Annotated in this window: 5 protein-coding genes; all 5 read left to right on the forward strand. The window is 75.0% G+C overall.

Going from position 1 to position 14,507, the window contains the following annotated elements; all coding sequences use genetic code 11:
* The 5 genes from IG94_RS0115745 to IG94_RS0115765 all read left to right on the forward strand — a co-directional run bounded on the left by IG94_RS0115745 (window position 1) and on the right by IG94_RS0115765 (window position 14,488).
* Complete coding sequence (locus IG94_RS0115745) at window positions 1–10,101, forward strand: non-ribosomal peptide synthetase (RefSeq protein WP_031036057.1); 10,101 nt, start codon at window positions 1–3, stop codon at window positions 10,099–10,101.
* Entirely contained in the window at window positions 10,098–11,522 is a 1,425-nt protein-coding gene (locus tag IG94_RS0115750; RefSeq protein WP_078892316.1) for a DHA2 family efflux MFS transporter permease subunit, read from the forward strand. Before IG94_RS0115745 ends, IG94_RS0115750 begins: the two co-directional genes overlap by 4 nt.
* Window positions 11,522–12,577, forward strand: coding sequence for a 3-deoxy-7-phosphoheptulonate synthase (locus tag IG94_RS0115755; protein ID WP_043483719.1), 1,056 nt, complete (start codon window positions 11,522–11,524; stop codon window positions 12,575–12,577). Before IG94_RS0115750 ends, IG94_RS0115755 begins: the two co-directional genes overlap by 1 nt.
* Window positions 12,578–12,648: 71 nt before the next feature.
* On the forward strand, window positions 12,649–13,596 hold the full coding sequence (locus IG94_RS0115760) for a methionyl-tRNA formyltransferase (protein WP_031036065.1): 948 nt from the start codon (window positions 12,649–12,651) through the stop codon (window positions 13,594–13,596).
* A 100-nt stretch (window positions 13,597–13,696) separates the two neighbouring features.
* On the forward strand, window positions 13,697–14,488 hold the full coding sequence (locus IG94_RS0115765; protein ID WP_031036067.1) for a dimethylarginine dimethylaminohydrolase family protein: 792 nt from the start codon (window positions 13,697–13,699) through the stop codon (window positions 14,486–14,488).
* Window positions 14,489–14,507 lie beyond the last annotated feature (19 nt).

Consider the following 14,507-nt stretch of genomic DNA (forward strand, 5'->3'; position numbering starts at 1 on the left):
GTGACCACGCCACACGTTCCCGCGGACCGGCTGCTTCCGCTGACCGGCGCCCAGTGGGGCATCTGGAACGCCCAGCGCCTGGAACCCGACTCCCCGTACTACCTGGTCGGGGACGTGGTGGAGATATCCGGCCCGGAACCGGTGGACGCCCGCGCCGTGGCCCGGGCGGTCCGCGCCACCGTCCAGGAGGCCGAGAGCCTGCGACTGCGCGTGCACGACACCCCGGACGGACCCCGCCAGTGGGTCAGCGCGGAGCCGGTGCGGCTGCCCCGCGTCGTCGACCTGAGCGACCGGCAGGACCCGGCCGCCGCGGCCGAGGCACTGGTCGAGGACGAACGGGCCCGGGCCGCCGAACACTGCCGGCCGATGACCGACCGTCCCCTGTACGCGCCCGTCGTCATCCGGCTGTCGGACCGCGAGGTCTGGTACACCCAGCTCGGTCATCATCTGGTCTTCGACGGCTACAGCGGCGCCATGCTGGTCCGCCGCACCGCCGCCCACTACACCGCCCTGGTCCGCGGCACCGAGGCCCCGTCCTGCACCTTCGGCACCATGGCGGCCCTGGTGGCCGCCGACCGGGAGTACCGGGAGAGCGAGCGCGCGCAGCGGGACCGGGCGTACTGGGTGGACCGCTTCACCCCGCTGCCCGAGCTGGGCGGGGCGGCGGCACTCGCCGAGCCCTCCGGCCGCTCGCTGACCGCCCGCGCGGAACTGGGCCGCGAGGAGACGGAGCGGCTGCACGCCTTCGCCCAGCGGGAGAACGTCACCTGGGGCGAGGCGGTGATCGCCTGCTACGCCGCCTTCCTGCACCGGGTGACGGGCGACGACGAGGTCGTCTTCGCACTGCCCCTGATGTGCCGTACCGGCGCGGTGGAGCTGCGCACCCCCTCCATGGGGGTCAACGTGCTGCCGCTGCGCACCCGGGTCGGCCCCGGCGACTCACTCGCCGAACTGACCCGGCGGGTCGCCGGCATCCTGCGCGAGATGCGCAGGCACCAGCGCTACCGCGGTGAGGACCTGCCGCGGGACCTCGCGGTACCGGGCGCCGGCGCGCTGCTGCACGGCCGCGGAATCAACCTCAAGGCCTTCGACCTGACGACGGACTTCGCCGGTGCGCGGGCGGTGATGCGCAACGTGGCCGGCGGACCGCCCGAGGACATGGGCCTGTCGGTGCTGCCCACCGCCGGCGGCGGACTCCTCCTCGGCTTCGAGGTGGACGCCCGGGACAACGACCAGTCGGCCGTGGACGGCAAACTGACCGGACTGCGCGCCCTGCTGACGGGGCTGGTCGACGGCCTCCCGGTGGGGCGCGTCCCCCTGAACCCCGCGGGCCCCCCGGCCGAGTGGGCGCCGCCCGCCCTGCCGGGCACCCGACTGTCCGTCCCCAAGGCGCTGGAGTCGCTGGCCGCGGCCGACCCGGGGCGGACCGCCCTGGTCTGCGGGGAGGACCGCTGGACCGCCGGTGAACTGGCACAACGCGTGCACCGGCTGGCCCGAGCCCTGCGCGCCCGCGGGATCGGTGCCGAGGACGTGGTGGCCCTCGCGCTGCCCCGCTCCGCCGAGACGGTCACCGCGCTGCTCGCGGTGCTCGACGCCGGTGCCGCCTTCCTGCCCCTGGACGCCGCGCATCCCCCCGAGCGGCTGCGCACCCTCGTCGACGACGTCCGCCCCGCGCTCGTGGTGACCTCGGGCGGGTCGGCCGGCGTCGAGGGAACCGACTGGAAGATCCTGCTGGAAGAGGCGGAGGGCCTCCCCGGAACGCCGCTGGCGCCCGCCGAACTCGCCGCCGCCCGGCACCCGGAGCACCTCGCCTACGTCATCCACACCTCCGGCTCCACCGGCCGCCCCAAGGGCGTGCTCGGCAGGTCCGGCGGACTCGCCGCCCTGCTCCACCACCAGCGCTCCACCGTCGTCGCCGAGGCCGAACGCTCCGCGGGCCGGCCGCTGCGGGTCGCCCACACGTACTCCTTCGCCTTCGACTCCGCCTTCGACCACCTCGTCTGGCTGCTGTGCGGACACGAACTCCACGTCTACGACGCCGAGACCGTCCGCGACGCCGACCTGCTGCTCGCGGCCTGCGCGGCGGACGGCGTCGACGTGGTCGACACCACCCCCTCGATGGCCGTACCGCTGCTCGACGCGGGACTGCTCGACCTGCGGCCGACGCTGCTCGTGCTCGGCGGCGAGGCCACGCCGCCCGCCCTCTGGCAGCGGATCACCACCGCCGGGATCAACGCCCGCAACATGTACGGCCCCACCGAGGCCACCGTCGACAGCACCGCCGCCGTCCTGTCCGGTACGGAGCCGACCATCGGGCACCCCCTCGCGGGCACCCGGGTCCACGTACTGGACCACGCCCTTCAGCCCGTGCCCCCGGGCACCACGGGCGAGTTGTACCTGGCGGGCCCGCACCTGGCCCGCGGCTACCTCGGCATGCCCGCAATGAGCGCCGAACGCTTCGTGGCCGACCCCTACGGTCCGCCGGGCTCGCGCATGTACCGCACCGGCGACCTGGTCCGCTGGGTGCCCGGACGCGGACTGGACTACTTGGGCCGCGCCGACGGCCAGGTGAAGGTGCGCGGCCACCGGGTGGAGATCGGCGAGGTCGAGTCCGCGCTGACCGCGCTGCCCGGCGTGGGCGCCGCCGGAGCGGACGTCCGCGCCGCCCGGCTGGTCGGCTACGTGGTGCCCGCCACCGGGGCCGGTCCCCTCACCCCCGAGGGCGTCCGCGCCGCCCTCGCCGAGCGGCTGCCCGACCACCTGGTGCCCGCCGCCGTGGTGGTGCTCGACGCCCTGCCGCTGACCCCCAACGGCAAGCTCGACCGGGCCGCCCTGCCCGCCCCCGCAGCGGCGGGCGGCGGCCGGGAGGCGAGCACCGAGAAGGAACGCGTGCTCTGCCGGGTGCTGGCCGAGGTCTTCGAGACCGAACGGGTAGGCGTCGACGACGACTTCTTCGCCCTCGGCGGCGACAGCATCAGCGCGATCACCGTCAGCAGCCGGCTGCGCGCCGCGGGCCTCACCCTGCGCCCCCGGGACCTGCTGGCCCGCCGCAGCTTCGCCGCCCTCGCGGCCACCGCCACCGAGGCCGTCTCCGCCGCCGAACCGGCCGACGAGCCGACCGGCCCGGTGACCGCCCCGCCCATCGTCCGCCAGCTGCTCGACCTCCACCCCGACGTGGACGTGGTCGCGGGCTACGCGCAGTGGACCGCCCTGCGCGTCGGTGAACTCGCCCTCGACGACCTCCGCTCCGGCGTGCGCACCGTCCTCGACCGGCACGACGCCCTGCGCCTGTCCGCCGGCGACTCCGGTACCGAGGTGCTGCCGCGCGGCACGGTCTCCGCGCGGGTCACCGAGGTGCACGGCGAGCACCCCGGGAGCGTCGCCGAGCGACTGGCGGGCGAACTCGACCCCCGCCGCGGCGACCTGCTGCGCGCCGCCCTGATCCGCACCGGAGCCGGCCGGCCCGACGAAGTGGTCGTGGTCGTCCACCACCTCGCGATGGACGGCGTCTCCTGGCGCATCCTCGTCCCCGACCTGGAAGCGGCCTCGACCCGTCGGCAGTCGCAGTCGGCCTCGACCGGCGGGCAGCCGCAGTCGGCCTCCACCGGCCGGCAGTCCCAGCCGGCCTCGACCGGCGGGCAGCCGCAGCCGGTCGGTGCCTCCTGGCGGCGGCACGCCGAACTCCTCGCCGAGCGCGCCCGGACCGGCGCCTGCCGCGCGGAACTCGCCCACTGGCAGTCCGTGCTGGCCTCCGCCACCCGACTCGGCCCCCGCACCCTCGACCCGGCGCGGGACACCGTCGCCACGGCCCACCGCTCGGTCACCCACGCCTCCCCGGAGGCCACCCGTGCCCTGCTGACCACGCTGCCCGCGGCCTACCGGGCCGGCGTGGACGAGGTGCTGCTCGCGGCGCTCGTCCTCGCACTCCGCGAGACCGGGAACCAGGACGGCCGCACGGGCGTCGCCGGCACGGTCACCGTGACGATGGAGGGCCACGGCCGCGAGGACCTCGACCTCTCCCGCACGGTCGGCTGGTTCACCAGCGAGTACCCGGTGCGGGTGCCCGCGGCCGGCGGCCCGGCGGACGTGCTGCGCGCGGCCAAGGAGGCCAAGCGCCACACCCCCGGCACCGGACTCGGCTACGGCGTCCTGCGCCACCTGGACCCGCAGGGCGCCCCGCTCGCCGCCGTCCCCGCCCCCGACGTGCTCCTCAACTACCTGGGCCGGTTCACCGCCCCCTCGGGCGACGGCTGGCGGCTGCCCGAGAAGGACGCCTTCTCCGTCCTCGAACCCGGAGCCAAGGCACTGGAACAGGTGCTGGCCCTCAACTGCTTCGTCCACGAGGACGGCGGGCCGCGCCTCGCCGTCGAGTGGACGGCGGCCGGCCGGATACTCGGCGCCCCGGACCTCGCCCGGCTGCAGCGGGCCTGGGACCGCGCCCTGACCGCCCTGACGGAGCACGCGCAGTACGCCACCGGCGGACTCACCCCCTCCGACCTGCCGCTCGTCCGCCTCGACCAGGACACCGTCACCGCCCTGGAGAGCCGCGGCCCGCTGGCGGACGTCTGGCCCGCCACCCCGCTGCAGGTCGGCCTCGCCTTCCACACCGAACTCCGTGACGAGGACGACACCGACGTGTACGTCGTCCAGGCCGTCACCACCCTCGAAGGCGCCCTCGACCCGGCGCGCATGGCCGAGGCGGCGAAGGAACTGCTGCGCCGCCATCCCTCGCTCAGGATCCACCTCGCCTCCCCGGGCGACGAGGTGGTGCAGGTGGTGCCCGCCGAGGCCGTGCCCGAGTGGCGGCAGGACGACGACTTCGAGACCGCCGCACGCGAGGAACTGGCGCGCCCCTTCGACCCCACCACCGGGCCGCTGATCCGCTTCCTGCTCTCCCGGACCGGCCCGGACGTGCACAAGCTGGCCATCACCAACCACCACGCGCTCCTCGACGGCTGGTCCATGCCGCTGGTCGGCCGCGCCCTGCTGGGTCTCTACGCCGAACTGGGCGGCGGCCCCGCCCTGCCGCCGCCCGCCGACCTGTCCGCGTACCACCACTGGCTGGCCGCACGCGACCGCACCGCCTCGCAGGAGGCATGGCTGCGGGCCCTGGACGGGGTGGACGGGGCCACCCGGCTCGCCCCCGCCACGGCCGGCGCCGCGGTGGAGCGGCCCGCGCGGATCTCCGTCGACCTCGGCACGGAGTTCAGCGAGCGGCTGCGCGCCTTCGCCGGCGAGCAGGGCGTCACCCTGACCACGGTCCTCCAGACCGCCTGGGGCCTGCTCCTCGGCCGGCTCACCGGACGCACCGACGTGGTGTTCGGCGGACCGGTGTCCGGCCGGCCCGCCGAGGTCGAAGGCGTGGAGTCCATGATCGGCCAGCTCGGCACCACCATCCCGGTCCGGATACGCCACCACCAGGACCAGACGGCCCGCGACCTCCTCACCGAGGTGCACACCGAGAGCGTCCGGCTCGCCGAGCACCACTACCTCGGCCTGCCCGAGATCCAGCGCCTCGCCGGAGGCGGTGAACTCTTCGACACCATGCTGGTGATGGAGAACTTCCCGCTCTCCAGCCGCAGGCGCACCCCCTTCGCCCCCGGGCTCGACCTCGCCGCGGTGGACATCACCGACGCCACGCACTACCCGCTCACCGTGATCGTGCTCCCCGACGAGGCGATCACCCTCGGTCTCGGCTACCAGCCGAGCGCCTTCACCGAGTCCCGGGTGCGCGACATCGGCCGCCGGCTGCACCACCTGCTGCGGGAGATCGTCCGCGACCCGCTGCGGCCGGCGCTCGCCCTGCCAATCCTGGAGCCGGAGGAGCGGCGGCGGATGTTGCGCACCGGCACCCGAGCCGTCCCCGCCCGCGAGTACGGCCCTTGGCTGGACGTCTTCGCCTCCTGGGTCCGCCGCAAGCCCACCGCCGAGGCCCTGGTCTGCCGCGACCGCAGCCTGACGTACGAGGAACTCGACCGGCGGGCCAACCGGCTCGCCCACGCGCTGCTGCGCCGCGGAGTACGGCCCGAGGACCCCGTCGCCGTCTTCCTCGGCCGGGACGTGGAGATGACCGTGGCGCTCTTCGGGATCGCCAAGGCGGGCGCGGTGTACGTGCCGATGGACGCGAGTTACCCCGCGGACCGGCTGGCGTACATGCTGGACGACCTCGCCCCGGCGGCCGCCGTCACCACCGGCGCCGCCCTGCCCACGGCACGCGAGATCCCCGTACTGCGGCTCGACGATCCGGCCACCCTCGACGGGGTGCCGGACACCGACCCGGCCGAGGCGCGGGCCGGGCTGACCGAGGACTCCCTGGCGTACGTCATCTACACCTCCGGAACCACCGGCCGTCCCAAGGGCGTCGGCGTGACCCACCGCGGGGTGCCCGACCTGGTCGCCCTCCAGGAGGAGGTCGTCGGCGTCACCGAGCACGACCGCTACCTGCACTTCGCCTCGACCGGCTTCGACGTGGCGTTCTGGCAGACCATGGTCCCGCTGCTCTCCGGCGGCACCTCGGTGATCGCCCCCGAGGAGGTGCGCGTACCGGGCGACGAACTCCTCGACTACATCGTCGAGCACCGGGTGACCGGCGTGAACCTGCTGCCGTCCTTCCTGGCGGCGATGCCCGACGACCGCACCGTGGACCCCGACGTCTTCTTCGTCGTCGGCGCCGAACGGCTCGACCCCGCACTCGCCCGCCGCTGGGGCGAGGGCCGGCGGGCGCTCTTCAACGCCTACGGCCCCACCGAGGTCACCATCAACTCGGTGACCTGGCAGTACGACCCGGACGACGCCGGGCCGCTGCCGATCGGCCGGCCCGACCCCAACGTCCGCGCCTACGTCCTCGACCGGGGGCTGCAGCCCGTCGGCACCGGCGTCACGGGTGAACTCCACCTCGCCGGCCCCAGCCTGGCCCGGGGCTACCTGGGGCGGCCCGCGCTGACCGCGGCCGCCTTCGTGGCCGACCCCTTCGGACCGCCCGGCGAGCGGATGTACCGCACCGGAGACCTGGTCCAGTGGCGTCCGGACGGGCAACTCGTCTTCCTCGGGCGGGTGGACCACCAGGTGAAGATCCGCGGATTCCGCGTCGAACTCGGCGAGGTCGAGTCCGCGCTGGCACGGCACCCGCAGGTACGCGCCGGTGCCGCGGTCATGCGCGAGGGCCGCCTCGTCGGCTACCTCATCCCCGCCGACGGCGCCACCCCCGACGTCACCGAGGTCCGCGCCCACCTGGCCGCGCAGCTGCCGGACCACATGGTCCCCACCGCCCTCGTGGTGATCGACCGGCTGCCGCTGAGCCCCAGCGGCAAGCTGGACGCCTCGGCGCTGCCCGCCCCCGAGACCGCCGCGACCCGGCGCCGGGAGGCCGCGAACCCGGCCGAGGCCGTGCTGCTGGCCGTCCTCAAGGACATCCTCGGCACCGAGGAGATCGGCCCCGAGGACGACTTCCTCGCCGTCGGCGGAGACAGCATCGTCTCCCTCCAAGTCGTCTCCCGGGCCCGCCGGCAAGGGCTCGGACTGCGCGCCCGCGACGTCTTCGAAGGGGCGACGATCGCCGGGATCGCCGCCCGCGCCCGCCCCCTGGAGGAGGCGGAGGCCCCCGCGGTGGGCGACGCCCCGCTGACCCCCGTGATGCGGGACCTGCTGCGCCGCGCGGGCACGGCGGCCGACGGCTTCTGCCAGTGGACGGAGATCGGCGTCCCCGCCGGCGGGGACGAGGAACGCTGGCTCCGCACCCTCGACGCCGTACTGGAACGGCACGACGTGCTCCGCGCCCACCTCGCCGGCGACCTGCTGCGCATCCCGCCGGCCGGCGCCGTCACCGCGGCCGAGGTGCTCCACCGCATCCCCGTGCGCGGAGACCTGCCCGCCGGGGAGCTGCGCGCACTGATCGACGCGTGGACCGCCGGGGCCCGCGCGGAGATGGCACCCGCCCGCGGCCCGCTGCTGCGCGCCCTCTGGGTGGACGCCGGACCCTCGGCACCGGGCAGGTTCGTCCTGATCGCCCACCACCTCCTGGTGGACGGCGTCTCCTGGCGGATACTCGTCGACGACCTCCGGCACGCCTACGAAGGCGGCTCCCCGGCCCGGCACGGTCTGTCGTTCCTCGCCCGGGCGCGTTCCCTGTGCGAGGCCGACCGGCGGTCCGAACTCCCGCACTGGCGGCGGATCACGCCCACCCCGGCACTGGCGGCCCGGCCGCTCGACCCGGCCCGGGACACCGTCGCCACCGCCGTGCACCACGAGATCCGCCTGGACGCCGAGTCCACCCGCGCGCTCGTCACCACCCTGCCCGGCGCCCTGCGCGCCACCCCCGACGCCGGACTGCTCAGTGCCCTCGCCCGGGCGGTGCACGCATGGCGGGACCACCCCCGTCTGCTGGTCGCCCTGGAGAGCCACGGCCGGCCCGGACACGTGGACCTGTCCCAGACCGTGGGCTGGTTCACCGCCGTCCATCCCGTACTGCTCGACGCCGCCGAGGGCCCGGCGGCGGTGGCGGAGCGGCTGCGCGCCCAGGGCGACGGACTCGGACACGGCATCCTCACCACGGCCGGACTCCTCGACCCGGTGCACCCGGAGATCGCCTGGAACTACCTCGGCCGCTACGCCGGTCCCCCCGCACGGGAGACCCCCTGGCAGTCCCCGCCGGACGCGGACCCGCTCGGCTCCGGCGGCACCGACGAACTGCCGCTCCCGCACGCCCTGATGGTCAACGCCCTGGTCCGGGACGACCGGCTCGCCGTCCGCCTCACCTGGCCCGGTGAGCTGTTCACCGCCGTCGAGATCGAGGAACTGGCCGGGCACCTGCACACCGCGCTGCGGGACACGGCCGCGGCCGTCGAGGACCTCGTCTCCCTCGGCGACGGCCGCCGGGTCGCCGAGGTGCAGGCGCTCTCCCCGCTGCAGGCGGTCATGCTGCGGCACTCCCGCACCGAACGCCCCGACCCGTACACCGTCCAGTCCTGCTTCTCCCTCACCGGCGCGCTCGACGCGGACGCCCTGCGGGAGGCCGGGGCGGACCTGCTGGCCCGGCACCCGAACCTGGGGGCCGTGTTCCCCGGCGATCTCGGTCTCGTCCCGCAGTCGGCGCGGCCGGACTTCCGGGTCCTCGACCAACCGGCCGGGGACGTCCTCGCCGCCGACCTGGCCGAGCCCTTCGACCTCGGCGCCGGGCCGCTCGTCAGGCTGACCGTGATCCGGCAGGGCGGGGACCGCTTCGACCTGGTCCTGACCACCCACCACGTCCTCTCCGACGGCTGGTCGGCACCGCGCATCCTCACCGAGCTGTTCGCCCTCTACACCGCCCGCGCGACGGGGGAGAAGGCACGGCTGCCGGAGCCCGTGCCGTTCACGCGGTACCTGGACTGGCGGGCCGCGCACCGTCCCGACCTCACCGCCTGGGCCGGGGAACTGGCGGACCTGCCCGAGGGCGACCACTTCGGCACGGGCGCGCCGGGCCCCGCCCGGCAGGAGCCCGCGGTGGTCACCCTCGGCGCCGGGCCGGTCGGCGAGCTGGGCCGGCTGGCCGCCGAACGCGGATGGACCCCCAACACCCTGGTGCAGGGCGCCTGGTCGGTCGTACTCGCCCGCCACGCCGGCCGGCCGGACGTCTGCTTCGGTGCCATGGTCGCCTGCCGCCCTCCGGAGCTGGAGGGCGTCGAGGAGGTCATCGGCCTGCTGGCCAACACCGTCCCGGTACGGGCCAGGCTCACCGGCACCGTCGCCGAGGTGCTCACCGCCCTCCAGGACGGCCGGCGGGCGCTGCTGGACCACCAGCACGTCGCCCTGCACGAGCTGGAGCGGCTGACGGGCAGGCAGCGGCTCTTCGACAGCATGGTCGTCTTCGAGAACTACCCCGTAGACCGGGAGAAACTGCGCGAACCCGCCCCCGGCCTCACCCTCGTCGGCACCCGCTTCCGCGAGGCCACCCACCACCCGGTCACCCTCACCGTCATGCCCGAGGGCGAGGGCTGGACCTGCGTCCTGGGCCACCGGGCCGGGGTGGACGCGCAGGCGCTCGCCGACGAGTTCCTCACCACGCTGCGCTCACTCGGCGACCACCTCGACCGCGACATCCGCACCCTGCTGGAGGGAGAGTGAGCAAGCCGCCCGGGCCGCCCGAAGCCCCGCCGCCGGCGGCGGAGGAGACCGGCACGGGCCTGCTGCGCATCGCCTTCGTCCTGGTGCTCGGCACCTTCATGGCCACCCTGGACGCCACCATCGTCAACGTCGGCATCGACACCCTGGCGCGGGAGTTCGACGCCACCGTCGGGGACATCCAGTGGGTCGGCACCGCCTACCTGCTGGCCGTCGTCACCGCGGTGCCGGCCTCCGGCTGGCTCGCCGACCGCTTCGGCGGCCGGCGGGTCTGGCTGGCCGCCGTCGCCCTGTTCCTGGCCGGTTCCGCGCTGTGCGCCCTGTCCTGGTCGGCGACCAGCCTGATCGTCTTCCGGGTGGTCCAGGGCCTCGGCGGCGGACTGCTGCCGCCCACCGGACAGGCACTGCTCGCCCGCATCGCCGGCCCCTCCCGCATCGGGAAGGTGATCAGTGTCGTGGCCGTCGTGCCGCTGCTCTCCCCGGTGCTCGGCCCCGTGGCGGGCGGCGCGCTGCTCGCGGCGGCGTCCTGGGAGTGGCTGTTCCTGGTCAACCTGCCGATCGGCGCGCTCGCCCTGCTGCTCGCGCGGCGGTACGTACCCGTCGTGGCGCCCGCGGCCAAGGGCGTGCCCTTCGACGTACGCGGCGCGCTGCTGCTCTCTCCGGGCCTCGCCGCCCTCGTCTACGGGCTGACCGAGGCCGCCGAGGGACGCCGGCTGCCGGCCGTCCTCGGCATCGGCGCGGGCGCGCTGATGCTGGCCGCGTTCGTGACGCACGGACTGCGGACCCGAGGCACCGCGCTGATCGACCCCCGGCTCTTCGCGCGTCCGCCGTTCGGGCCGGCCGCGCTCGCCCTGCTCGTCCTCGGCGCCTCGGTGTTCGGCACGGCCTTCCTGCTCCCGCTCTACCTGCAGACGGGGGAGGGGCTGTCGGCCTGGCAGGCGGGGCTGGTGCTGGCGCCGCAGGGCGTGGGCGCGGCGGCGGGCGCCGTACTGGTCAACCGGACCGTCAACGCCGTGCCTCCCCGGACCCTGGTCGTCACCGGGGTCGGCCTGGTCCTCGCCGGGACCGTCCCGTTCACCCAGCTCGACCACGGACTGCCGGACGCCGTGCTGATCGCCTCCCTGGCGGTGCGCGGCTTCGGAATGGCCATGATCAGCGCCCCGTTGATGAACATCGTCTACAGCCGGATGGAGTCCGCACACGTCGCCCGTGCCTCCGGCGCCCTCAACCTGCTGAACACCGTCGGCGGCTCGCTCGGCACCGCGGCCCTCGCCGTGGTCCTGCAGAGCCGCCTCGACGCCCGGCACCAGGACGCCACCGCGGCGTTCTCCGACACCTTCTGGTGGGTGGTCGGTCTCGGGCTGCTCGCCGCGGCCGGGACCACCCGGCTGCCCAGAACCCATGCCGTCAGGAGTAGTACGTGATGCTGCTGCCCACCCCGGCCGAGCTCCACACGGCCGTTCCGCTCCCGCCGGCCACGGCCGAGGCCGTCGCCGCCCACCGGGACACCGTCGCCGCGGTCCTCGACCGCCGGGACCCGCGGCTGCTCGTGGTCGTCGGCCCCTGCTCGGTCCACGACACGCAGGCCGCCCTGGACTACGCCGACCTGCTCGCCGGCGCCGCGCGCCGTCTCGCCGACGACCTCGTGATCGTCCTCCGCGCCTACCTGGAGAAGCCCCGGACCGGGCTCGGCTGGAGGGGCCTGCTCGACGCGCCCTCCCTCGACGGGAAGAGCGACCTCGCCACGGGACTGCGGACCGGCCGCTCCTTCCTCGTCGAGGCCGCGGGCCGGGGACTGCCCCTCGCCTACGAGTTCGTCGACCCGGTACTCGCCCCGTACGTGGCGGACACCGTCTCCTGGGCCGCCATCGGCGCCCGGACCGTCGCCAGCCAGCCGCACCGGGGCCTGGCCTCCTGGCTGCCCATGCCGGTCGGAATGAAGAACTGCGTCTCCGGCGACCTCGCCCCCGCGGTGGCCGCTGCCCGGGTCGCCGCCCACCCCCAGAGCCTGCCGATGCTCTCCCCCCAGGGGCGGCTCACGGTCACCGAAACCGTCGGCAACCCCCACCCGCACCTCGTGCTGCGGGGCGGCGCCGGCCCCAACCACGGTGCGGACCACGTGGCGAGAGGGGCGGAGCTGCTCGCGGCGTCCGGCCTGCCGCGGACCGTCGTGGTGGACGCCTCCCACGGGAACAGCGGCAAGGACCACAACCGCCAGGCGGAGGTGGTCGCCGAACTGGCCCGGCGGGTCGGCGCCGGGGAACCGGCCCTCACCGGCGTGATGATCGAGTCCTACCTCTCCGACGGCCGGCAGGAGCCCACCGCGGAGCCACTGCGCCGCGACCTCAGCGTCACCGACTCCTGCCTGGGCTGGGCACGCACGGAACCCATGCTCGACGCCCTGGCCCTGGCCCTGGCCTCCCGGCACCGCGGCCGGAACACGCCCACAGCGACGCTCGCCACCGCGGCACCCGTCTGAGACGACGGCCCCACCGCACCTTCCCCCCCACATGTATCCGCACCATTCAGACATTCAGAAGGGACGACCTGATGCGCGTCGTCATGTTCGGCTACCAGACCTGGGGCCACCGCACCCTGCAGGCACTGCTCGACTCCCCGCACGAAGTGGTGACGGTGGTGACCCATCCGAAGAGCGAGCACGCCTACGAGAGGATCTGGAGCGACTCCGTCGCCGACCTGGCCGCCGAGCACGGCGTGCCGGTGGTCATCCGCGACCGGCCGGACGACGAGGAGCTCTTCCAGCTCCTGAAGGACGCCGACCCGGACATCATCGTGGCCAACAACTGGCGTACCTGGATCCCACCGCGCGTCTACAACCTGCCCCGGCACGGCACCCTCAACGTCCACGACTCCCTGCTGCCGAAGTACGCGGGCTTCTCGCCGATCATCTGGGCGCTCATCAACGGCGAGTCCGAGGTAGGGGTCACCGGGCACCTGATGGACGAGGAACTGGACGCCGGCGACATCGTCCTCCAGCGCTCCGTCCCGGTGGGCCCCGACGACACGGCCACCGACCTCTTCCACAAGACGGTCGACCTCATCACCCCGGTCACCGTCGGCTCCCTGGACCTGATCGCGTCCGGGCGCACCGAGTTCACCCCGCAGGACCGGTCGCAGGCCACCTTCTTCCACAAGCGCGCCGAGGACGACATCCGGATCGACTGGAGCCGGCAGGCCGAGGAGCTCCACCGGCTGATCCGGGCACAGTCGGCGCCCTACCCCGCGGCCTTCACCCACCACAAGGGCAAGCGGCTGGAGATCCTCGCCGCCGTGGTCTCCGAGAAGCGCTACGGCGGGACCCCCGGCCGCATCTTCTACCGGGAGGGCGAAGGGGTCGTGATCGTCGCCGGCGCGGACGCCCGGACGGGCCGGAACCACGGCCTCGCCGTCACGCGCGTACGCACCGAGGACGGCCGGGAGCTGCCCGCCGCCGAGTACTTCACCAGGATGGGCGGATACCTCACCGACCGCCCCTGACCACCGCCGGGAAGCCGGGCCGGGCCGTACCACGCCCCGTCCCGGGACACCGCCGGCGCCCGCACACCCCGCGGGCCCCGGCAGACCGCAGAGAGGCATCGTGAACAGCGAGCTGCTCGTCTCCGACACGGCACACTTCCGCGTCGACTACGAGATCAACCCCTACATGCACATCGGGGCGCAGCCCAGGCCGGAGGCGGCCGCGGCGGAGCACCGGGCCATCGTGGCCGCGCACCTCGCGGCCGGCCGCAAGGTCGAGTACCTGCCGTCGGTGCCCGAGTGCCCCGACATGGTGTTCACGGCGAACGCCGCCGCGGTCGGCGGCGGCCGGGCCGTGCTGGGCAGCCCTCCGCCGGAGCGCCGGGCGGAGATACCGCACTTCCGGGAGTGGCTGACCGGCCGCGGGATCGAGGCGGTCGAGGCGCCCTACGCCTTTAGCGGCCAGGGCGACGCCCTCGCCTTCGGCCCGCTGCTCCTCGTGGGGCACGGGCAGCGGACGGACGAGCGGATGCTCCCCGTGCTCGCCCGCGAGCTCCGCCGGGAAGTGGTGCCCCTGCGTACGGCCGGCGCGCGGTGGTACGACCTCGACCTGGCCGTCGGGGTGATCGGTGACGGCACCCTGGCGTACTGCCCCGAGGCCCTCGACGCCCGGAGCCGGGACACCCTGCGGGCCCTGGGCGCCGACCTCGTCGAGGTGGGTGTGGAGGAGGCCGGGCGGTTCGCCCTCAACCTCGTGAGCGACGGGACCACGGTGACCATGGCACGAGGCGCCCCACGGCTCGCGGCCGAGCTGCGGGACCGCGGACTCGAGGTGGTCGAGCTGGCGACCACGGAACTGGCCAAGGGCGGCGGCGGTATCCGCTGCACGGCGCTGACGCTGGACGGGCCCTGAGTGCGAGCACACGGGACCC

Origin of the sequence: Streptomyces olivaceus, from assembly GCF_000721235.1 — a bacterium.
GTDB lineage: Bacteria > Actinomycetota > Actinomycetes > Streptomycetales > Streptomycetaceae > Streptomyces > Streptomyces olivaceus.